19 protein-coding genes and 3 pseudogenes are annotated in these 20,111 nt (G+C 69.5%); 9 read left to right on the top strand and 13 right to left on the bottom strand.

Annotation, left to right across the window (positions count from 1 at the left end; genetic code table 11):
- Nucleotides 1-174: 174 nt before the first annotated feature.
- The 4 genes and pseudogenes from ACZ4SA_RS06060 to ACZ4SA_RS06045 all read left to right on the top strand — a co-directional run.
- Nucleotides 175-315, top strand: a pseudogene (locus tag ACZ4SA_RS06060) (IS256 family transposase); the annotation flags it as partial.
- A 318-nt stretch (nucleotides 316-633) separates the two neighbouring features.
- Nucleotides 634-984, top strand: coding sequence for an ArsR/SmtB family transcription factor (locus ACZ4SA_RS06055; RefSeq protein ID WP_468270299.1), 351 nt, complete (start codon nucleotides 634-636; stop codon nucleotides 982-984).
- A gap of 127 nt (nucleotides 985-1,111) precedes the next feature.
- Nucleotides 1,112-1,264 (top strand): DUF6126 family protein, encoded by a 153-nt coding sequence (locus ACZ4SA_RS06050; RefSeq protein ID WP_443062579.1) that lies wholly within the window; start codon nucleotides 1,112-1,114, stop codon nucleotides 1,262-1,264.
- A gap of 262 nt (nucleotides 1,265-1,526) precedes the next feature.
- Nucleotides 1,527-1,964 (top strand): hypothetical protein, encoded by a 438-nt coding sequence (locus ACZ4SA_RS06045; protein ID WP_468270297.1) that lies wholly within the window; start codon nucleotides 1,527-1,529, stop codon nucleotides 1,962-1,964.
- Between the two features lie 57 nt (nucleotides 1,965-2,021).
- On the opposite strand, the gene ACZ4SA_RS06040 is transcribed toward ACZ4SA_RS06045, so the two are convergent.
- From ACZ4SA_RS06040 to ACZ4SA_RS05995, 10 genes and pseudogenes are all read right to left on the bottom strand, one after another.
- Nucleotides 2,022-2,243: an alkylphosphonate utilization protein gene (locus ACZ4SA_RS06040; RefSeq protein ID WP_468270295.1), complete on the bottom strand. Its 222-nt coding sequence runs from the start codon at nucleotides 2,241-2,243 to the stop codon at nucleotides 2,022-2,024.
- 41 nt (nucleotides 2,244-2,284) lie between these two features.
- Nucleotides 2,285-2,698 carry an STAS domain-containing protein gene (locus tag ACZ4SA_RS06035; RefSeq protein WP_468270293.1) on the bottom strand — a complete coding sequence of 138 codons (414 nt, stop codon included), beginning with the start codon at nucleotides 2,696-2,698 and terminating at the stop codon, nucleotides 2,285-2,287.
- Complete coding sequence (locus ACZ4SA_RS06030) at nucleotides 2,695-3,129, bottom strand: ATP-binding protein (protein ID WP_468270341.1); 435 nt, start codon at nucleotides 3,127-3,129, stop codon at nucleotides 2,695-2,697. The genes ACZ4SA_RS06035 and ACZ4SA_RS06030 overlap by 4 nt, the downstream gene beginning before the upstream one ends.
- The gene (locus ACZ4SA_RS06025) at nucleotides 3,129-3,584 is read right to left on the bottom strand and encodes a pyridoxamine 5'-phosphate oxidase family protein (protein WP_468270291.1); all 456 of its coding nucleotides are present in this window, start codon (nucleotides 3,582-3,584) and stop codon (nucleotides 3,129-3,131) included. The genes ACZ4SA_RS06030 and ACZ4SA_RS06025 overlap by 1 nt, the downstream gene beginning before the upstream one ends.
- Nucleotides 3,581-5,242, bottom strand: coding sequence for a SulP family inorganic anion transporter (locus ACZ4SA_RS06020; RefSeq protein ID WP_468270339.1), 1,662 nt, complete (start codon nucleotides 5,240-5,242; stop codon nucleotides 3,581-3,583). Before ACZ4SA_RS06020 ends, ACZ4SA_RS06025 begins: the two co-directional genes overlap by 4 nt.
- Before the next feature lie 68 nt (nucleotides 5,243-5,310).
- Nucleotides 5,311-5,652, bottom strand: a complete 342-nt coding sequence (locus ACZ4SA_RS06015) for an ArsR/SmtB family transcription factor (RefSeq protein WP_468270289.1) — start codon at nucleotides 5,650-5,652, stop codon at nucleotides 5,311-5,313.
- Between the two features lie 240 nt (nucleotides 5,653-5,892).
- Nucleotides 5,893-6,166 (bottom strand): annotated as a pseudogene (locus tag ACZ4SA_RS06010) (PP2C family protein-serine/threonine phosphatase); the annotation flags it as partial.
- Nucleotides 6,167-6,247: 81 nt separating this feature from the next.
- Nucleotides 6,248-7,483 carry a DUF418 domain-containing protein gene (locus tag ACZ4SA_RS06005; protein ID WP_468270287.1) on the bottom strand — a complete coding sequence of 412 codons (1,236 nt, stop codon included), beginning with the start codon at nucleotides 7,481-7,483 and terminating at the stop codon, nucleotides 6,248-6,250.
- Between the two features lie 223 nt (nucleotides 7,484-7,706).
- On the bottom strand, nucleotides 7,707-8,390 hold the full coding sequence (locus ACZ4SA_RS06000) for a DUF899 family protein (RefSeq protein ID WP_468270286.1): 684 nt from the start codon (nucleotides 8,388-8,390) through the stop codon (nucleotides 7,707-7,709).
- Between the two features lie 150 nt (nucleotides 8,391-8,540).
- Nucleotides 8,541-8,684 (bottom strand): annotated as a pseudogene (locus ACZ4SA_RS05995) (YxiG-like protein); the annotation flags it as partial.
- Between the two features lie 155 nt (nucleotides 8,685-8,839).
- On the opposite strand from ACZ4SA_RS05995, the gene ACZ4SA_RS05990 reads away from it, so the two are divergent.
- Complete coding sequence (locus tag ACZ4SA_RS05990; RefSeq protein ID WP_468270284.1) at nucleotides 8,840-9,397, top strand: hemerythrin domain-containing protein; 558 nt, start codon at nucleotides 8,840-8,842, stop codon at nucleotides 9,395-9,397.
- A gap of 339 nt (nucleotides 9,398-9,736) precedes the next feature.
- Nucleotides 9,737-10,570 (top strand): universal stress protein, encoded by an 834-nt coding sequence (locus ACZ4SA_RS05985; protein WP_468270282.1) that lies wholly within the window; start codon nucleotides 9,737-9,739, stop codon nucleotides 10,568-10,570.
- A gap of 142 nt (nucleotides 10,571-10,712) precedes the next feature.
- On the opposite strand, the gene ACZ4SA_RS05980 is transcribed toward ACZ4SA_RS05985, so the two are convergent.
- Nucleotides 10,713-11,930, bottom strand: a complete 1,218-nt coding sequence (locus ACZ4SA_RS05980) for a cation:proton antiporter (RefSeq protein ID WP_468270279.1) — start codon at nucleotides 11,928-11,930, stop codon at nucleotides 10,713-10,715.
- 616 nt (nucleotides 11,931-12,546) lie between these two features.
- Between ACZ4SA_RS05980 and ACZ4SA_RS05975 the strand changes: the two genes are divergently transcribed.
- Both ACZ4SA_RS05975 and glpK read left to right on the top strand, forming a co-directional pair.
- A complete protein-coding gene (locus ACZ4SA_RS05975) occupies nucleotides 12,547-13,392 on the top strand; it encodes an MIP/aquaporin family protein (RefSeq protein ID WP_468270277.1) in 846 nt (281 codons plus the stop codon).
- Between the two features lie 55 nt (nucleotides 13,393-13,447).
- Nucleotides 13,448-14,965, top strand: a complete 1,518-nt coding sequence (gene glpK, locus ACZ4SA_RS05970) for a glycerol kinase GlpK (RefSeq protein WP_468270275.1) — start codon at nucleotides 13,448-13,450, stop codon at nucleotides 14,963-14,965.
- 78 nt (nucleotides 14,966-15,043) lie between these two features.
- On the opposite strand, the gene ACZ4SA_RS05965 is transcribed toward glpK, so the two are convergent.
- Together ACZ4SA_RS05965 and katG are read right to left on the bottom strand one after the other, a co-directional pair.
- Nucleotides 15,044-16,156 (bottom strand): CapA family protein, encoded by a 1,113-nt coding sequence (locus ACZ4SA_RS05965; RefSeq protein ID WP_468270273.1) that lies wholly within the window; start codon nucleotides 16,154-16,156, stop codon nucleotides 15,044-15,046.
- Between the two features lie 126 nt (nucleotides 16,157-16,282).
- Nucleotides 16,283-18,472, bottom strand: a complete 2,190-nt coding sequence (gene katG, locus ACZ4SA_RS05960; protein WP_468270271.1) for a catalase/peroxidase HPI — start codon at nucleotides 18,470-18,472, stop codon at nucleotides 16,283-16,285.
- 516 nt (nucleotides 18,473-18,988) lie between these two features.
- Here katG and ACZ4SA_RS05955 point away from each other — a divergent pair.
- A complete protein-coding gene (locus ACZ4SA_RS05955; RefSeq protein WP_468270269.1) occupies nucleotides 18,989-20,104 on the top strand; it encodes a PP2C family protein-serine/threonine phosphatase in 1,116 nt (371 codons plus the stop codon).
- Nucleotides 20,105-20,111 lie beyond the last annotated feature (7 nt).

The raw sequence follows: 20,111 nt of genomic DNA, 5'->3' as shown, positions 1-20,111 counted from the left end.
GGAACCACCGCACCGGAGATCCACAGCCGCAGGCCGGCCTCGGCGTCCCGTTCCGTGGCGGCGGTCGCGATCTCCCGCGCCGGCGGTGCTTCGTGGTGCACGGTCACGTAGGTGCGCAGCCGGCGCGTGGATTGCGCAGCTGCCGATCGGCGGAATCAGCCACGATGCCCTGAGCTGCTCGCGTTCTACGATTACCCCGCCGAGCACTGGATCCACCTGCGGACCACGAACCCCATCGAGTCGAGGTTCTCGGCCGTCAAGCTCCGCACCAAGGTCACCCGCGGCGCCGGCAGCCCGGCCGCGGCCCTCGCCATGGTCGTGGACCACGGCGGTCACCTCAGGATCACTCTCAATGCTGCACCGACGTTCTCCCGCTCTTGTCAGGGACGCCGCTGTCGGCCGATCGGGGTTTACCATGTGAAAAGTTCTTCAATTTCGCAGGTGATGGAGCGTGGCGGTGGGCGGTTTCGCTGAGGCGGCGCGGGAGCGGGTTCGTCAGGCTCGGGCTCGGCTGCAGGCTGCTTCCGAGGCGGATGACGTCTACGAGGTGTCGCTTGCGGCTGACGAGCTGGAGGACGCGTTGCGGGTGGCTCGCAAGCACAGGGTGGCACTGGAGGATGGGGTGAGTGAGGGATGACTGCGGCTCCGGTTCCGCTGTATCAGGCGAAGGCCGAGTTCTTCCGGATGCTGGGGCACCCGGTGCGCATTCGGGTTCTCGAGTTGTTGCAGGACGGGCCGCTGCCGGTACGGGACCTGCTGACCGCGATCGACATCGAGCCCTCGAGCCTTTCACAGCAGTTGGCAGTGCTGCGCCGCTCGGGCATCGTCCGGGCGACCCGGGAGAGTTCGACGGTGGTCTACGAACTGGCCGGCGGGGATGTTGCCGAGCTGCTCGCAGCCGCCCGCCGCATCCTGTCCGTGCTGCTGACCGGCCAACAGGAACTTCTGGCCGAGCTGCGTCTGGCGGAGAAGGAAGCCTCCTGATGAAGGCCGGCCGGCATGTGCCGGCGGGAGCAGGGGCACAGGCCGGCGAGGCCATGCGCTGCTGCTCGTGATGCTCTGGCTTCGTGTTCTTCAGAAGCCGCTGACTGGGACGACTGTGAGGGATGACGTGGCGCGCAGAGCAAAGCGCGAAGAGCAGGACCTGGAGAAGTGGAAGGAGCGCGGTGTGATGCTGCGCGTCTTCGTGTACGTCTTCGCCACCCACTTGTTCGCCGGTTTCGTCTGGCTCCTGTTCTACGTGGGAGAGCACGCGCAGAAGTGACACATCGGCCGGCTACTGCCCCGAGGGCCGGGCAGCCGGCCCGGTCCGTCCGTCAGGCACGTCGCCGGTCACGGCAATGCAGCCGTTGTCGCCTTTCGGATGTGACGATCGGCAGCGGTAGTCCGACCCTGCGAGTGCGCCTGGCGTCCGGTCTCGCGAGGGTGCGTGCTGATCAGCAGAATTGACAGGCTACCGGCTTCCCGCGGCGGGAGTGGCGATGAGGGAAGGCGAGCAGGGGAGCGAAGGTGACGCTGCGGGCCCCGTGGGCGGTGAAGCGCGTGCGGCGCAGTTGGCGGCCGAGCGCCGGCTGGTGGAGCGGTTCGGTGACGTGATCCCTGACCGGGTCGAGGACGGTTTTCCGGGCGGGACAGCGGACCTGGTGACCGCCGTCGTCGCGGCAAGTGCCGGAGCGCCGGAGCAGCTGAGCGATCAGGACGTGCTGGATGTCTTGATGCTGCACGGCCGCCTGCTGCAGCGGTTGGACGACGGGGCCGACAGGGTGCTGGGCGGGGCGGCAGAGCGGGGGCTGCCCCTGAAGGAGAACCCCGCGCGCTTGATGCACGAGCGTTTGACGCAGCGCTTGGACGAGCGGACCCGGCAGCTCTTGCAGCTGGCGGGTGGGTGGTGCATCCCACCCGAGCGCAGTGCCGCGGCTCTGGGCCGACGGATGCGCCCGGACCTGCGTCTGCTCGGCGACTGAACGCCGCAGCCGGCCGGCGGGTGCTTCCGCCGCCCGGCGGGAGCACCGGTCGCGAGGTCAGGCCTTCTTGAGGAACTGGGTCTTGAGTACAAGGCCCTTGACCTTCTTAGTGTTGCACTCGACCTCTTCGGCGTTGCTGGTGAGCCGGATGTTCTTCACCAGCGTTCCGCGCTTGAGGGTTTCCGATGTGCCCTTGACCTTGAGGTCCTTGGTCAGGGTGACGGAGTCGCCGTCCTGCAGCGGGGTTCCGTTGCTGTCCTTCACCACGATGTCGCTCATTGCTTGTCCTTGCCTGTCTGTCTGTGTGCGGGTGTTGCTGTTCAGATGCGGCCGGGAACGGCGGTGTTGTGCGGGCCGGGCCAGTCGTCGCTGCACCATTCCCTGACCTGTTCCCCTGCATGCCGGTGGGCGGCGAGGGCGGTGGGCAGGTCGGTGTGGACGTGGATCGGCGGATGGGTGGTGTCGGGGACGAGGGAGCCGTCGGCGGGGATCGCGGCGAGTTCCAGGCTCCGGCCTTCGGCGGTGAGCTCGCGAGATGCCTGGGCGACGGCGAGCTGGCCGCCGGCGGACCATCCGCGCAGTTCGGTGAGGTCGAGGATGACCGGGCCGGTGCCTCGCGCCAGGACCCAGTGGATGGCGCCGGAGAAGCGGTGCACGGCGTCGGCGCCGAGGAACCCGGCGAGGGAGAGGACGCCGAGGTTCTGGTGGGTGGTGTAGCGCCACTCGATGGTCATCGCTGCTCTTTCGCTCGTACCAGAGGGAGATTGATCCACACGCTCTTGCCGCCGCCGTCGGCGTCCTGCCGCAGGACACAGGTGCCGCCGGTGTCGGCCGTGAACTCGGCGATGGTGGCCAGCCCGCCGCTGCCGCCGGTGGCGGTGACGATGCCGGGGTGGTAGGGGTGGCGGTCGTGCACGGCGAAGGCCAGCGTGTCGTCGCCGGCGGCGAACGTGACGGTCAGACTCGGGGAGAGGGCGGCGGCGTGCCGGACGCTGTTGGTGACCAGCTCACTGAGGATCAGCAGCGCGGGCCCCATGGTGGGGTGGGCGGCGTGGATGCCCCATGAGGCGAACGCCATCTCGGCGGTCTGGCGGGCCAGGCGCACGGAGGCCGGCACGGTGGGTGCGGTCAGCACGTGACGGAGCGGCAGGTCGGAAGGCTGCATCACGCCTTGCCCTGCCTCTGCCGAGTGTGCCGGGGAGCCTGGGCGGCGGTGCTGTGGGTGAGACGGAAGCCGGTCACTGTCTGGGGGTGGATGCGTATGAGGCTGTCGTGCGGGCCGTGGACCCAGCCGTTAAGGGTGCGGCGGTAGTGGGCGGCCTCGTCGGGGTCGGTGATGTGCTCGGCCAGGCCGGTGGCCGTCACCATCCAGCCGGTGCCGCTCGGGGTGCGGATCTCGTCCGTCTCGTATGTGAGAGCGATTCGGCCCTCAAGTGCGGTGGCCTGGACGGGCGCGCGGACGATGAGGCGGCCGTACTCGAAGACGTGGACGGCCGGGCGCACCAGGGTGCCGCCGCGCTGGACGTGGATGAGCCGACCTTGTTGCGTGCCTTCCAGCAGCCACAGGGCTTCGGTGCCGGCGACCTCGATCATCTGGCGGTGGGAGGTTGGGGCGGTCATTTCGCAACCTCCTGGACCGCGGAACGATGTGGCTGGGACGGGACAGCGGGGATGACTCCGCTGCCCTGAAGGTGGACGCGGGCTGCGGCGATCGCCTCCGGGGTGGTGGCGTACTCGCGGCCCTGGCGGCGTAGCGGCTCCAGGAGGCCGACGGAGGTGAGGGCCTGGCGCTGGGCGGGCCGTATGCCGGACATCATCACCGCGATCCCGCGCCGGCCGAGCTTGTCGATCGCGTCCTTGAGGACGAGCGCGCCGGTGGCATCCACGGTGGTGATGCGGGACATGCGCAGGATCACCACGCGGACGTCCGCGACGTCGGACAGTTCGAGCAGGAAGCGGTGCGCGGCGGCGAAGAACAGCGGGCCGTCGATGCGGTAGGCGACGATGTGCTCGGCCAGCAGGGCGTGTTCCTCGTCGCTGTGCTCGCCGGGCAGGTCGGCGCGGAAGTCGACCTGGTCCATGCGGGCCTGCTGCGCCACTGCGCGCAGGGCCAGGGCGCCGGCCACCACCAGGCCGATGATGACCGCGTAGACGAGGTCGAGGACGAGTGTGGCCACGGCGGTGAGCACGAGGACGAGCGCATCCGAGCGGGTGGCCCTGGCCATCGCGCGCAGGGCTCCGACCTCGACCATGCGGATCGCGGTGGCCAGCAGGACACCGGCGAGCGCGGCGAGCGGAATCTTCGACACGAGCGGGGCAGCGGCAAAGACGATGACGGCCAGGACCACGGCGTGGGTCAGGGACGCCAGGCGCGAAGAGGCGCCGGTGCGGACGTTGACCGCGGTCCGGGCGATGGCCGCCGTCGCCGGGACACCGCCGAACAGAGGCGCGGCCAGGTTCGCGATCCCCTGCCCCAACAGCTCCTTGTCCGGATCGTGCTGCTGGCCGACCGTCATGCCGTCCGCGACCGTGGCCGACAACAGCGACTCCAGCGCCGCCAGCGCCGCGACCGCGACGGCCGGGGCGAGCAGCGAGGACAGTTCGGACAGATCCAGGAAGGCGAGCGAGGGGGCGGGCAGCCCCGACGGCAGATCCCCGATCGGAGCCGCGTCGTCGAAGGCGAACAGCTGGGCGGCGAGCGTGGCGGCGATCACCGCGACGATCGAGAACGGGACCGTGGGACGCCATCGCGCACCGGCCAGCATGATTGCGGCAACAGCGGCCGCCAACGCGACAGCGGTCCAGTTTGGCGACTTCGCAAATTCCTCGATCGCCCGCCAGGTCACCACCAGCACCCGCTCGCCCTCGGGCTTGGCGACGCCGAGCGCGTTGGGGACCTGCTGCAGGGCGATCACGCAGGCGATGCCCAGGGTGAAGCCCTCCACCACCGGGGCCGGGATGTAGCGCATGTACCGACCGGCCCGCAGCAGCGCGAGGCCGATCAGGACGAGCCCGGCCAGCAGCCCGACCGTCAGCACCCCACCCGGGCCGTACTGGGCGACGATCGGAACCAGCACCACGGTCATGGCGCCGGTGGGGCCGGAGACCTGCAGGTTCGAGCCACCGAACAGAGCGGCCAGTGCCCCGGCGACCACCGCGGTCGCCAACCCCGCCTCCGCGCCGAGCCCGGAGGACACCCCGAAACCGAGCGCGAGCGGCAGCGCCACGATCGCCACAGTCAGGCCGGCCAGCAGGTTGCGGCGCGGCTGATGCCCCATCGCGGCGAGGTCGGCGCGGGCGGGCAGCAGGGAACGCACCCGGCCGATAACCGGGGAAACGATGCTGCTCAACGGGCTGTGACCTCGGCATCCCGCAGCTCGGCCAGCAGCTCGTTCTGCCCGGACAGCATCTCGGTCAGGATCCGCCGCGCGGCCCGCATCAGATCCGCCACGTCCCCGCCCGCCAGGGCGTAGACCACGGTCGAGCCCTCCCGTGTGGAGGTCACGATCCCGGAGCGGCGCAGGACCGCCAGCTGCTGCGACAGCGCCGACGGTTCGATCTCGATCGCCGTCAGCAGGTCGCGTACCGGCATCGGTCCGTTCTGCAGCAGCTCCAGGACGCGTATGCGGACCGGGTGCCCGAGCATCCGGAAGAACTCGGCCTTGGCCTGATACAGCGGAACCGGCACGGACTCACAGACCCCTATTCGCCCCACGGGCGGGGCATCGGCTGGTGCTGTACCCGCGGCTACCTGCGAACACAGCAAGCACAGCATGTATTGAATTGCAGAATTTTGCAATTCATGGATCGATTCGTGGGCTGGCTGTGCGGGGTGTAAGAGCGCCACCGTCTTGCAGCGGCGGCACCGGCAGGCCCGTGGCCAGGAGTGGGTACAGGTGGAGGTGCAGGTGTGGGCGGCCGCGCCACCGGGGGCAGGGGTGCGCAGGACGAGGACGGCCATGTCGTCGTGTCCGTCGCTGGGGAGGTGGTCGGCACGTGCTGCACAGTGCGTCGACCGGTTCGCCGACGTGGCGGTAGGCGGTCACCGCGAGTGAGTCCAGGCCGCGGTCCAGCGGCTCGTCGTGGCGTTCCACGAGTCCGTCGGTGTACATGATCACGGTGCTGTCCGGTGGCAGGGAGTAGGTATGGTCGGGCCGCGGAACCTCCGGGTCGACCCCGAGCGGCAGTCCGGGCTCGGCGTCCCTCCTCGCTGGGACGGGCCTGGCCGGACATCAGCCGATCCTGCGAGGGGCGATACTGAGAGTGTCAGCGAGTTGCAGGCGTCACCGGATCAGGCGGGCGGGCATCGTGAGCGCATGCATCACGTACTCCAACGGCCCACGCCGGTAGAACCGGGTCCAGATGAGCGCGAAGAGCATGGCTGCCACGGCGTAACAGAGGAAGACCGGCAGGGCGGCGGAGTCGGGCAGTTCGTCGGTGCCCAGCACCTTGATGGCGACTATGTGGCCGACGTACGCCGTCAGTGCGATCGACCCGACCGCTGTGACAGGCGTGGCGAGCCACCGCACACGCGCCCAGGTGCCGGTGCCGATGAGGCAGGCGGCCAGCACCGCCAGCGCGACGCCGGTGTGGCCCATGATGGACAGCGTCGTCTGGCTGTGCGGGGAGGCCACCAGGAGCCAGGCCGGAATGCCGGAGGTGGGGTCCTCGCCCACGGCGTCGGACCACCACCCCGACGACGCGGTCCCGGTGTCAGAGGCTTCCCGCACCCCCTCCAGTGCCCCGGGGACAAGGTGCAGGGCCAGCCACGATGTGCCGTATCCGATGAAAGCCAGCGCTCCACCGAGCAGTCCCACCCTGCCCACGACGCCCGGCCGGCGGAGGTCGAGTTTGGCCACCGCCATCCCGGTGATGATCAACGGCAGCCAGGTCAGAACCGGGTAGGCGCCGGTGACGAACAGTTCGACGATCCCGTCGGAGCCGGTGAGGGCGGCCACCGGATCGTGGGCGATGAACACGTCCGACCAGCTTCCGTTGTCGACCCCTTCTCGCAGCAGGTACAGCACGTGGGGCATGACGAGTGCCGACGCGGCGGCGATGGCGCCCAGGGTGATGGCCCGCAGCCGGTACAGCGGAAGAGCGAGGACAAAAAGGACACCGTAGTAGGAGAGGATCACGTCGACGTCGGTGTCGAGGGCGGTGAGGACATATCCCAGGGCGATCAGGAAGAAGGCGCGGATCAGTACCCTGCCCATCGCCTGACGCCCCGCCCGGCCGGTTCTCGGCTGCGGTCGGCCGGTGAGGATGACCAGCGAGAAGCCGGCCAGCACCGCGAAGAGGGTCGCCGAGCGGCCGCGGGCCGCCTCCATCGCCCAGCCCACAGCACCGCCCACCGACGGATCAGGGCCGACGTGCGCGGTGAACATGCCCAGAATCGCCAGCCCCCGGGCCAGATCCAGGCCCACCAGCCGTCCTGTCGACGACGTATCGGAGGGCCCGCCCGGTTCGGCTGATGCCGGCGCTTCCGGGGCTGTTCCCGGCGTTGCATCGCGCCTCATACTTCCACGGTCAGGTTGATTGCGGGATTCAACCACCCAACACGTGTCCGGACCTACCCCGCCGGTCGGCTGGTACGGGCCCGCTGCCCGCCCCCGGAATCGGCGACGGGAACGCGCGGGCGCCCGCGGCAGAGCCGGGGCGCCGCTTTCCGCAATGCGAGCGGGCAGGTCGTGGTGGTGCCCGCCCTGACAGCCGCTCTCCCGGTGGGGCCGTTGCCGGGCGTCAGTAGTCGACGCTCGGGTACCAGTCGTCGCGGCCCTGCGGGATCAGGTCGAGGAGGTGCCACACCGGGGCGAGGAGGTCGATGCCGCGCTCGTCGATGTCGTCGGCCAGGCGTGGGTGGGCGGAGTAGAAATGGCGGACCGTGCCGTCGCCGTCGCGGGTGAAGACGGAGACGGTGGAGTCCTGTTCACCGTCCTTGTCCTCGCTGCCCAGGTCGTACTTGAACGTGCTGTCGCCGCAGCTCAGGAGCCGTAGCCGGTGCCAGCCGCGGTTGCGGGCGTGCTGCCGCAGGGTGGGCGGGTCGGCGGCCGCGGCGATGACGAAGTCGACGTTGCGGGCGATGTGGTGGGCGATGCCGCTGAAGCCGTCGATCCACATGGTGCACATCGGGCAGGGGTTGGTCTGCAGCTTGCCGTACATCAAGTGGTAGACGACAAGCGGGCGGCCCGGCGCGGTGAACAGTCCGCCCAGAGTGACCTCGCGGACCGGTGTGTCGCCGGCGTCGAGGTCGCCGGGGCCCTCGAGGAAGACGTAGTCGTCGACGGGCGTCCCCTGCGGGAGTGCCCGTCGCTGGGCCGCGACCTTCTCGCGGTGGCGCATCAGCTCGATCTCGGCCAGCCGCAGCTCTTCGCGGGCGGCGACATAGGCGTCTGATTCCCCGGCCAGTCTGGTGTGCCGCAACATCGAGTCCTCCTGGGATGGCCATCCCCCGGCCTCCGGTCCGGATCCCGAGCCCCGAGTCCTGCGCCCCCGAACCGGTCCTCCGAGTCTATGGCGGCGCCGAGGTTCGCCGATAGTTGAGCGGAACTCCGGCTGGTGTGCTGATCCGGTGGGTCAGTCCGTGACGAACGGGTCGTAGCCGATCGGGACCTCGCTCACCTGGAGGTCGGAGAGGATCAGCCTGAACCGGTGAGCGTTGGTTGCGATGTGCACTTCGTGGGAGTCGATCCCGATTGCCTGCGACCAGCGGCGGGTCGCGAGACAGACCCTTGGTCCACGCGTCGAGCGGGGCCTGTCCCTGCCCTTCGGGCCGCGAGGAAGGGCCGGTTAGGCCCGAGTGCCGTTGGTTACACATGCGGGTGTCTCGCGGCCGCTGGTGGTCGCAATGCCGGACCAGGAGAGGACCAACGGACATGGCGCACGGCGGCAACGTGATCGAGGAGCTGACAGAGGACCACCGCGAGGTGGAGTCGCTGTTCGAGCAGATCCAGGACACGGCCATGGACGCCGGGCGGCGTCGCGAGCTGGCGGACCGGATGACGATCGAGCTGGTGCGGCACGCGGTGGCCGAGGAGGAGTATCTGTACCCGGCGGTGCGTACGCATGTCGAAGGCGGCGGCCGGCTCGCGGACAAGGAGCTCGAGAACCACGCGCTCGTCGAGGGGCTGCTCAGGGACCTGGAGGACACCGAGCCGGGGCAGCAGGAGTTCGAGCAGACCATGGCACGGCTGGTGGAGTCGGTCACCGAGCACGTCCAGGACGAGGAAGGCCGTCTGTTCCCCCTCCTGCAGGCCGCCTGCTCGACCCAGCAGCTGAACGAGCTGGGGGACGAGGTGCGGGCGGCCAAGGCCAAGGCGCCCACCCGCCCGCACCCGGCCGCCCCCGACAAGCCTCCGGCCGACAAGCTCCTCGGGCCCGGCGCCGGCTTGGTGGACCGCGCCCGGGACATGCTCAGCGGCCGCGGCCGCTGAGCAAACGCAGGTCACGCGGATCGGCGCTGTCCGTGCGGGGGACCGCTCGCTCCGGACTCCGCCGTGATCGGTCGCCGCCGGTGGCCGCCGGTCGCCTCTGCCCAGCCCGGCGGTGGAATCCGGTGAGGTCGGGGGCGGGCGGGGAACACGGCAGTCGTGAGGATGGAGTGCACCATCCGCATATGACCACGGTGCCCTGCCGCGTCAGTGACGCCATGGGTGCGGTGAGGTCAGGAAGGCGCTGGGAACGGGCGAGAAGGCTTGCGGAAGCCCGCGGTGTGTGGCCGGAGGGTGCCGTGCGGCAGGCTGGAGGGTGCGGGGTACGGAGGAGGGCGCGCCATGGGTGGTGTCGTTTCCGCCGGAGTGGACGATTCCGCGGAGAGCAGGGCGGCGGCGGCATGGGCCGCCCGGGAAGCGGTCCTGCGGGAAGCCGGGCTGCGCCTCGTGCACGTCGAGGAGTGGCCGCTGCCGCTGGCCGTAGCGGTGCCGACGATCGACCGGGCGGACCACCGCCGCTGGGCGGACAACCTCCTCGACGGTGTCCGCGACGCGGTGCTGCGGGAGCATCCCGGACTCGCGGTGGACACGCGCCGGCTCTCCGGCAGACCCGCCGCCGCGCTGGCCATGGAAGCGTCGCGGGAGGACGTGGAGCTGTTGGTGCTGGGATCGCGCGGGCTCGGCACGGTATCGGGGGTCCTGTTGGGGTCCGTGGGCATGGCGGCCGTCGGGGCGACCCGGACGCCCGTCGTTCTCGTGCAGGAGCACGGGACCCCGCCCGGCGGTGCTGTCGTGGTCGGCACCGGGGTCGGCGGTTCGCACGGCGCCGTGCTCGGCTTCGCCTTTACGGCGGCCGAGAGGCGGGGCCTCCCGCTGCGTGCCGTGCACGGCTGGACGCTTCCCGTGGCGCTGAAGTCCGAGGTGGCGCGCAACGTCGCCGAGGAACTGCACGCCGAACTGCTGCCGTGGCGCCGCGCCCATCCGTCGGTGATCGTCTTGGAGCGCCCCGTCATGGGCTCGGCGGCCACGGTGCTCGTCGACGAGGCTGCCGGCGCCGAGCTGGTCGTGGTCGGCCGGCGCGAGCGGCGCACCCCGCTGGCCCCGCACATCGGCCATGTTGCCCACGCGGTGATCCACCACTGCGCCTCACCGGTCGCCGTGATCGCCCACCCGTGAAGCCGGAAACCGGCGCCGATCCGCGCCGATCCGCCGATCCGTGCCGGGTCGGCGACCTTCACGATGATGTCCGTGATCTGCTCGTCGCCGTCGCCGCCCCCGGCAAGACCTGCTGAGCGCCGCGCCCGGGCCCGCCGACGCATCAGCCCGCCGCAACGGACTTTTCAGTCCCGTTGCGCCGCGCGTAGCGCCGGGCGATCGGCTCGGCGCTCAGCCCGTGGAGCACGATGCTGACGAGGACGGTCATCACCATCACGCGGGCGATGAAGTCGGCGTTCTGCTCCGGCAGGTCGATGACCGCAAGTGACCCGAACACAATCGATGTCATGCCCCTCGGGCCCATCCAGCCGACAAACAACTTGTCCGCGGGTTTCATCCCCGTTCCCGTCAGCAGAATCAGCACGGGGACGATGCGCACCAGAGTCACGGCGAAGAGCGCGTAAAGGAACGCCGAGGTCTGAAAGTCGTCCGCGAAGACGCTGTTGACGATCTGGCCGAAGAGGAACCACAGCGCGAGCGACATCAGGGTCACCAGATCCTCCGTCATCTCCACCGCGGTCCCCGGGAGACGCTTCATCGCCGGGGCGAAGCAGACGCCGGCGACGAACGAGGCCACGAAGCCGTTGCCGCCCAGGGCCCCGGAGAGGGCGTACGCGGCGATCGGTACGGCAAGGACGCCGAGCCTCACCGCGGTCGGCCGGGTCCACCCGTGTGCCCACGAACGCCTCAGCAGCCAACCGCTCGTCCAGCCGACCGCGATACCGGTGGCGACGGCCCAGGCGGAGGCCACCACCGCCGACAGCAGCGCATCGACGAAGTCGGCGTGCGCGCCGTGCGATTCGACGCCGACGGCGACGCAGAGGAGGAAGACCGGCGAGATGATGCCGTCGTTGAGCCCTCCTTCGACGTTCAGGACCTCCCGCAGCCGGGCCGGGATTCTGCGGTCACGGACGACGGCTGCCGTGGGCGCGAGGTCCAACGGGACGACGACCGTGGCCAGGAGGGCGAGCAGCCACAACGGCTGACTGGGGAACATGAGGTACCCGGCCAGGAAGGCGGCGAACAGCGTGAGCGGCAACCCGCCGGCCAGCAGCCGCGCGACCAGACCCTTCTCCCGCCGGATGACCGAGCCGGGAACTTCGACGGCGTCCACGAAGAGCAGCAGGGCGAGGATGACTTCGACCGCGTGCTCGAAAACATTCGTGTCGAGATCGAAACGCAGAGGGGGATTCGCCCCCGCGGTCAAGGCGACACCCGCCGCAATCATGGCGAGGGGCGCGGTGATACTCCACCGGGAGAGTCTGTGTGCGAGAAGCGACCAGACGAAAAGGATTCCCGCGATGACCGCTACGGCGAGCATGCCGGCCGCCTTCCCACACTGCGCCCTGGTCGGCACAGGGTCCGCCCCGAGCTTATGGCAGGTGATCCACGGGACGGTGGTTCATTCGGCAGTGGAGAAGGAAGTGGCCACCCGCTGCCGCACGACACACCGCCTCAATGATCGTCAGAATCGCACGAATGGGCGACTTCGCAGGGTTCTTGGGGCCGGCCGCTCAAGTGGAGCACTGGTTCGGTGCGATGGTGGAAGAGCCCGGGTTCCACAACGCGGTCCGCGAACATCTGCGCAGCTCGACCGCCCTGGTGGCCGGTCACCTTCGGGCCGACCACGCCGGCGCGCGCGTCCGAGCGGCGCCCGCGCGTTCTACGAGCGGCTGGGCTTCCGGGCCGGCGAGGCCGCCGGGCCCGGGCCCGAGGGGGGCTCGCGTCAGGTGTACCGGCTCGCGATTCCCGCGCCGACAACCCGTCACCGGCAACGGTCCGTCCTGCGGCGAACCACCAGAGGCGGAACACTGCCTTGGCCGGCAGCCGGGTGGAGCGCTTCGCGCGCGGACTTTCGCGGCGCAACCTACGATGAGCCGTGGATCACTCGGGGCCGAGAGACGGGCCGGTCCAGGGCCGGCAGGAAGCAGGCTCACATGGCTGAGCGGCTCAAAAGGTCGGGGTTGGTCGGCGAGCTGTCGGCCGAATTCCTCGGCACGATGGTGCTCATCCTCTTCGGGTGCGGCGTGGTCGCACAGGTGGTCGCGGGTGGAGCCCTCACGGACCCCGCGGGCGGCCTCGGAGACCATGACAGCATCGCCTGGGCTTGGGGCTTCGGCGTCACCCTCGGCGTCTATGTGGCAGCACGGCTGAGCGGAGCTCACATCAATCCCGCGGTGACGCTGGCCCTGGCCGCGTTCAAGGGTTTCCCGTGGAGCAAGGTGGCGCCCTACGCGGTGGCCCAGACCGCGGGTGCCTTCGTGGCGGCCCTTCTGGTGCGGTGGAACTACACCGAGGCACTGGCGAAGGCGGACCCCGGCCATACCGTCAAGACGCAGATCGTCTTCTCGACGCTGCCCGCCAACGGCAACACCAATCTGCCGGTCTACGAGTGGGGTGCGTTCCGGGACCAGGTCATCGGCACCGCGATCCTGCTGCTGCTGATCATGGCGCTCACCGACCTGCTGAACACACCCCCGGGCGCCAATCTCGCGCCGTTCATCATCGGTCTGGTGGTGGTGGCGATCGGTATGGCCTTCGGCACCAACGCCGGCTACGCGATCAACCCCGCGCGTGACTTCGGCCCGAGGCTGGCGAGCTTCATCACCGGCTACGGCGGAGCGTGGCGAGATCAGTACGGGAACCTCTACTTCTGGGTGCCGATCCTCGGACCGCTGATCGGCGGTCTCTGCGGAGCCTTCGTGTACAAGCTCCTCATCGGCCGGTTCCTGCCGACCGCTGAGCCCGAGCCGCCCGGACGCGTTCCCGCGCCCGAGAGCTGACCGGCCTCGATCGAGGCAATCGGCCCAGTCCTTCCCACAGAAGAGGCGGAATGCCATGGCGGACTTCGTCGGCGCGGTGGACCAAGGAACCACCAGCACCCGATTCATGATCTTCGACCACGCCGGCAACGAGGTGGCGAGGCACCAACTGGAGCACGCCCAGATCCTTCCGCGGTCCGGTTGGGTCGAACACGACCCGGTGGAGATCTGGGAGCGCACCAACTCGGTGATCCAGAACGCCCTCCGGCACGGCAATCTGTCGCCGGACGACCTGTCGGCGATCGGCATCACCAACCAGCGTGAGACGACGGTCGTCTGGGACCCGCGCAGCGGCCGTCCCTACTACAACGCCATCGTCTGGCAGGACACCCGCACCGACTCGATCGCGGCCGCGCTGGAGCGTTCCGGCCAGGGCGACGTGATCCGCCGCAAGGCGGGACTGCCCCCGGCGACGTACTTCTCGGGCGGCAAGATCCAGTGGATCCTGGAGAACGTCGACGGCGTCCGCGAGGCGGCCGAGCAGGGCCACGCCCTGTTCGGCAACACCGACGCGTGGGTTCTGTGGAACCTCACGGGCGGGCCCGACGGCGGCATCCACGCCACCGACGTGACCAACGCCAGCCGCACCATGCTGATGAACCTCGAGACCCTCGACTGGGACGACGAGTTGCTCGGGTTTTTCAACATCCCGCGGTCGATGCTGCCCACCATCAACCCGTCCTCCCACCGGGAGGCGTACGGGGTGACCCGCACCTCGCGGCCACTGCGGGCCGCCATCCCCATCACCGGGGTCCTCGGAGACCAGCAGGCGGCAACCGTCGGGCAGGTCTGCTACGCGCCCGGCGAGGCCAAGAACACCTACGGCACCGGCAACTTCCTGGTGCTGAACACCGGCACCGAACTGGTCCGCTCCGAACACGGCCTGCTCACCACCGTGGCCTACCAGTTCGGCGACAACCCCGCGATCTACGCCCTGGAAGGCTCCATCGCGGTCACCGGGTCGGCGGTGCAGTGGCTGCGCGACCAGATGAAGATCATCAAGACCGCGGCGGAGAGCGAGACGCTGGCCCGCACGGTCGAAGACAACGGCGGAATGTACTTCGTCCCGGCTTTCTCGGGCCTGTTCGCCCCCTACTGGCGTTCCGACGCCCGCGGCGCGATCGTCGGCCTCGCCCGGTACAACGACAACGGCCACCTGGCGCGGGCCACTTTGGAAGCCATCTGTTACCAGAGCCGCGACGTGGTGGAGGCCATGGAGCAGGACTCCGGCGTCCACCTGGACGTGCTCAAGGTCGACGGTGGTGTGACGGCCAACGACCTGTGCATGCAGATCCAGGCCGATGTCCTCGGCGTACCGGTCAGCCGGCCCGTCGTCGCCGAGACCACCGCGCTGGGTGCCGCCTACGCGGCCGGTCTGGCCACCGGCTTCTGGCGTGACACCGACGAACTGCGCACCCACTGGCAGGAGTCGAAGCGCTGGGAGCCCCAATGGTCCGAGGACCGTCGGGAGCAGGGCTATGCGGACTGGAAGCGGGCGGTGGAGCGCACGCTCGACTGGGCCAAGGTCGAATAGCCAGGGTCGAATGGGCTGTCGCCGGTCAATCGGTCCGCGGCCTTGAGGTTGCGTGCATTCCCTGAGGTTGCATGCCGTTCAGGCCGGCCGGACGGTGACCGAGCCGTCCGGTCCGGCATGCATACGGACACCCAGGCCGTGGCTGATCCGGCTCAGCACCTCGTGCACGGTGCGGCAGTCGGCGGGGGACGCACGCCCCAGCCGCATCCGCCGCGCCTGCAGGGGCGTGATCCGCACCTCGTGGAGAGCGCCAGTGGCCGTATCGATCGAGGCGACATGGAGAAGGCGCAGGTCGTCCCGGTACCGCTGGTAGCCGCCGATACCCTCGTAGTCGTCGATCAGGTCCCCGCAGCCGTAGAGCACGAGCTTGCCGCGGTACACCTCCACCGGCCGGGGATGGTGCGAGGAGTGTGCGTGCACGATGTCCGCACCGCCGTCGACGAGCGCGTGGGCGAAACGGACCTGATCGCGCGGAATGCCGTAGCCCCAGTTGGAGCCCATGTGCAGGGACACGACCGTCACGTCGCCCGGGCGTTTTGCCTCGCGCAGTGGAGCCGTCACCTCCGCCGCCACTGCGGGCGACGGCTCGGCCGCGAAGTGGACCCCGCTGCGCCGCGGCGCGGCGGCCCAGTCGGGCGGGACACCGCTGGACTCCATGCCGAGGGAGACGACGAGCACCCGCCGACCGCCGGGAAGGGGGATGCCCGTGCATCGCCGGGCGTCGTCCAGGTCTCGTCCTGCACCCGCCGTGCGCAGGCCGGCAGCTGCCAGTGCCGCGAGAGTCTCCTCCAGCCCTCGCCTGCCGTAGTCCAGGACGTGGTTGTTGGCGAGGGCACAGACATCGGGGCGGGCCACCGCCAGGCAGGGCAGATTGGCCGGATGCATCCGGTACAGGACCTCCTTGCCGGGCGCCGCGTCGTCGCTGCGGGTGACCGAGGTCTCGAGGTTCAGCAGTCGCACGTCGGGCGCGGCGGCGTCGAGCACCGGCAGCGCTTCGCCCCACGGCCAGGAGAACGGGACGGGACGGGGGATCGTCCCGTTCAGCGCCTCCGCCATCTCGACGTAGGCGCTCGCGTCCCGGACGTACGGCTCGGACAGCGCCGGATCGCCGGGGTGCGGAAGGATCTGGTCGACACCGCGGCCGAGCATCACGTCACCGCTGAGGAACAGGGTGACGAGGTCACCACCCATACCTCCACCGTAGGGGAACGCGCCGGGGACCAGCGGTGCCGCGGCCGGATCGCGAGGACGTCCGGGCCGGCCGGCCGATGAGCGGCCGGCCGACCCGGACCCGGGCACCGGGCCTCCGGCAGAAACTCAGGCGAGGTCGAACCGGTCGAGGTTCATCACCTTGTCCCACGCGGCCACGAAGTCACGCACGAACTTCCCTCCGGCATCCTCGCAGCCGTAGACCTCCGAGACGGCCCGGAGCTGGGAGTTGGAGCCGAGGACGAGGTCGACGGCTGTGGCGGTCCACTTGGCCTCGCCCGTGGCGCGATTCCGGCCTTCGAATACGTTCTCGACCGAAGTGGACGGCTTCCACTCCGTGCCCATGTCGAGCAGGTTGACGAAGAAGTCGTTCGTCAGTGCCTCGGGCCGGTCGGTGAAGACGCCATGTGCGGACTGCCCGAAGTTGGTGTTCAGGGCCCGCATGCCGCCGATCAGAACCGTCATCTCGGGGGCGGTCAGCGTCAGCAGGTTGGCGCGGTCGAGCAGGAGAGTTTCCGGAGACAACTTCTCTCCCGCGCGGAGGTAGTTGCGGAACCCGTCTGCCTTCGGTTCGAGCACGGCGAACGACTCCACGTCGGTCTGCTCCTGCGTGGCGTCCGTGCGCCCCGGTGCGAACGGGACCGTGACGTCGTGCCCGGCGTTCTTCGCCGCCCGCTCGACGGCCGCGCATCCGCCGAGGACGATCAGGTCGGCGAGCGAGACCTTCTTTCCGCCGGACTGCGAGCGGTCGAAGTCCTGCCGGATCTGCTCGAGGGTCTGCAACGTCTCGGCAACCTCGGGCAGGTTGTTGGCCTCCCAGTCCTTCTGCGGCGCGAGTCGAATCCGTGCCCCGTTCGCCCCGCCGCGCTTGTCGGTGCCGCGGAAACTCGCCGCCGACGCCCAAGCGGTGGTGACCAGCTGGGGGATGGACAGTCCCGAGGCGAGGATCGTGCTCTTGAGGGCGGCGATGTCCTCGTCCGCGATCAGTTCGTGATCGACCGCGGGGACGGGGTCCTGCCACAGCTGCGGTTCGGGAATCCACGGGCCGAGGTAGCGAGAGACGGGTCCCATGTCGCGGTGCAACAGCTTGTACCACGCCCTGGCGAAAGCATCCGCGAGTTTGTCCGGGTTCTCGTGGAAGCTCTTCAGGATCGGCCCGTAGACGGGATCCAGCTTCAGCGCGAGGTCCGTCGTCAGCATCATGGGAGCGTGCCGCTTCGACGGATCATGAGCGTCGGGCACCGTGCCCTGGGCCGCGGCATCCTTGGGTGTCCACTGCTTGGCGCCTGCGGGGCTCGTCGTCAGCTCCCAGTCGTAGGTGAACAGGTTGTCCAGGTATCCGTTGTCCCACTTCGTCGGCTCGTTGGTCCATGCGCCTTCGAGCCCACTGGTGAGCGCGTTGGCGCCCGTGCCGCTGCCGCAGGTGTTCCGCCAGCCGATGCCCTGCTGCTCGACGGGGCCGGCCTCCGGTTCCGGACCGATGCACGAAGGGTCGACCGCACCATGGCACTTGCCGAAGGTGTGGCCGCCGACGATGAGCGCAGCCGTCTCCTCGTCGTTCATCGCCATGCGCCCGAACGTCTCGCGGATGTCCCTGGCTGCAGCCATCGGATCCGGGTTGCCGTTGGGCCCCTCCGGATTGACGTAGATCAGTCCCATCTGCACGGCGCCGAAAGGGCCTGTGAGTTCCCGGTCGCCGCTGTAGCGCTCATCTCCGAGCCAGGTGTCCTCGGGTCCCCAGAAGATTTCCTCCGGCTCCCAGATGTCCTCTCGCCCGAAGCCGAACCCGAACGTCTTGAAACCCATCGATTCCATGGCGCAGTTGCCGGCGAAGACCAGAAGGTCGGCCCAGGAGATCTTCTGGCCGTACTTCTGCTTGACCGGCCAGAGCAACCGGCGCGCCTTGTCGAGGCTCGCGTTGTCCGGCCAGCTGTTGAGGGGAGCGAAGCGCTGAGCGCCGCTGCCGCCGCCACCCCGGCCGTCGGCGATGCGGTACGTCCCTGCGGCGTGCCAACTCATCCGGATGAAGAGCGGCCCGTAGTGGCCGTAGTCGGCAGGCCACCACTCCTGCGACGCCGTCATCACCTCGAAGAGATCCCGCTTCAGCGCTTCGACGTCGAGGGTCGCGAACTCTTCTGCGTAGTTGAAGTCCTCGCCCATCGGGTTGGACCGGGGCGAGTGCTGGTGGAGAACCTGCAGGTCCAGCTGGTTCGGCCACCAGTCCCTGTTCGTCCTGGGCCGAGTGGGCGCAGGCTCCGGGGAGGGGATTACTGGGTTCTCGCTTTCGCTGCCGGACACGTCCGTCCTTCTTCCTGTCTCGGTGTTTCCTTCTGCTGGCTGCTTGCTCTTCGGCGTCCGTATGGTCGCGCACCGCCGACCGCACTGCTACGAGAACACGCAGACAATGCCGTGTAACCAGTACGCAGGGTCCGTAGTCGTTTGCGGGATCCGAAATCCGCCCGATGTCCGACGACTCTGCCGACCTCTGAGGCATCTCAGGCATACAGGCATAAGGGAAAGGGTGACCTGTCTCTGATCATCGCGCCGTGTCTGATCATCGTGATCACTCCGCTGACATGGGAAGCGGAAACGGACAATTATATGTTGGCCCGGCTGGTCGGCGCGTCCGGTGACGGCGACCGTGGCGCCGAGCTCGCGTACGCGGCGGCCACGGAATCGTCGGCGCGGGACTGCTTCCTCGCGCCGGCGTGTCGTCCGGGCGGACTCATCGGTGCTCGGAGTGTCGACGTTGAGGCCCATTTGCACGACGTATGGGGAGATGGTGAATCGCTTCGCACCGATATGATGCTTTTTGTGATCAAGCACGGGCGGCTGCGGCGCCGTCGTCATTTCCATGGCGACCGGTGGGAAGCTGCCCTGCTGTCACCGGTGGTCCTGACCGTCCTTGTGACCGGCCTGGCGTTCTCCACGCCGAGGGAGATCGCCTTCAGCCGTCTCCTGCCTGCCGCACCCGCCCTCGCCGCCGCGATGTGGCCTGTGCTTCCCACGATCCTGCTGGGCGCGTTCTGCCTGGTGGTCATGATCAGCCTCAGCTTCTTCTACGCGGATCTGGGGACGCAGTACACGGCGGCCGCGATCATCGCGGTCACCCTGGCAGCCGCGTATGCGAGCCATGTCCGGCTCCAGCGGGAGGAGACGCTTTTCCACGTACGGCTCGTCGCCGACGCGGCGCAGCAGGTGCTGCTGCGTCCCCTGCCGCGCCGCATCGCGGACGTCGAGATCGAGTCGCTGTATCTGGCGGCCCAGGAGCAGGCCCGTATCGGCGGGGACTTCTACGAGGCGGTCGACACACCTCACGGGGTCCGGCTGCTCATCGGCGACGTACGCGGAAAGGGCCTGCCCGCAGTGGGGTCGGCCGCGGCGGTGATCAGCTGCTTCCGGGAGGCCGCGTACGACGAACCGGACCTGAGGGGCATCATCCATCGGCTGGAGACCAGTATCATCCGCCACAGCGCCGCGTACCCCGCCCAGGACCTGCCGGAGCGCTTCGCCACCGCCGTCGTCGCCGAGATCCCGCCCGGCGGTGGTCACGTCAGACTCCTCAACTGCGGGCACCCCCCGCCACTGCTTGTGCACCGAGGGGAGATCCGTGTCCTGGAGCCGGCCGCCGCGTCGGCACCGCTCCACCTCGCGGCGCTCATCGGAGAGCTCTACTGGGTCGACACCGTCGCCGTCGATCCGGGCGACCAACTGCTCTTCTACACCGACGGTGTGTCCGAGGCCCGGGACCGGAACGGCGAGTTCTTTCCGCTGTCGGACTGGATGCGGAAGCAAGGGCCGACGCCGCCCCGCGAGCTGCTCGACCAGCTGCACCGGGACCTGCTCCACTACAGCGGCGGAAGGCTCGACGACGACGTCGCGGCCCTCGCCGTACGGTGCCAGACCCCCGACGACCGGCCCCCCGGGTAGGAGGCGT

Source organism: Streptomyces sp. NPDC027962 (assembly GCF_055566095.1).
This window is presented reverse-complemented; position numbering and strand designations above follow the sequence as displayed.

Coding starts and splice junctions, on each gene's coding strand:
- ACZ4SA_RS05980 (WP_468270279.1), bottom strand. CDS start 11,930: ATGCTCGCCGTAGCGGTCATCGCGGGAATCCTTTTCGTCTGGTCGCTT.
- ACZ4SA_RS06005 (WP_468270287.1), bottom strand. CDS start 7,483: ATGAGGCGCGATGCAACGCCGGGAACAGCCCCGGAAGCGCCGGCATCA.
- ACZ4SA_RS06000 (WP_468270286.1), bottom strand. CDS start 8,390: ATGTTGCGGCACACCAGACTGGCCGGGGAATCAGACGCCTATGTCGCC.
- ACZ4SA_RS05985 (WP_468270282.1), top strand. CDS start 9,737: ATGGGTGGTGTCGTTTCCGCCGGAGTGGACGATTCCGCGGAGAGCAGG.
- glpK (WP_468270275.1), top strand. CDS start 13,448: ATGGCGGACTTCGTCGGCGCGGTGGACCAAGGAACCACCAGCACCCGA.
- ACZ4SA_RS06040 (WP_468270295.1), bottom strand. CDS start 2,243: ATGAGCGACATCGTGGTGAAGGACAGCAACGGAACCCCGCTGCAGGAC.
- ACZ4SA_RS05965 (WP_468270273.1), bottom strand. CDS start 16,156: ATGGGTGGTGACCTCGTCACCCTGTTCCTCAGCGGTGACGTGATGCTC.
- ACZ4SA_RS06055 (WP_468270299.1), top strand. CDS start 634: ATGACTGCGGCTCCGGTTCCGCTGTATCAGGCGAAGGCCGAGTTCTTC.
- ACZ4SA_RS05990 (WP_468270284.1), top strand. CDS start 8,840: ATGGCGCACGGCGGCAACGTGATCGAGGAGCTGACAGAGGACCACCGC.
- ACZ4SA_RS05975 (WP_468270277.1), top strand. CDS start 12,547: ATGGCTGAGCGGCTCAAAAGGTCGGGGTTGGTCGGCGAGCTGTCGGCC.
- ACZ4SA_RS06020 (WP_468270339.1), bottom strand. CDS start 5,242: ATGGGGCATCAGCCGCGCCGCAACCTGCTGGCCGGCCTGACTGTGGCG.
- ACZ4SA_RS06035 (WP_468270293.1), bottom strand. CDS start 2,698: ATGACCATCGAGTGGCGCTACACCACCCACCAGAACCTCGGCGTCCTC.
- ACZ4SA_RS06025 (WP_468270291.1), bottom strand. CDS start 3,584: ATGACCGCCCCAACCTCCCACCGCCAGATGATCGAGGTCGCCGGCACC.
- ACZ4SA_RS06030 (WP_468270341.1), bottom strand. CDS start 3,129: ATGCAGCCTTCCGACCTGCCGCTCCGTCACGTGCTGACCGCACCCACC.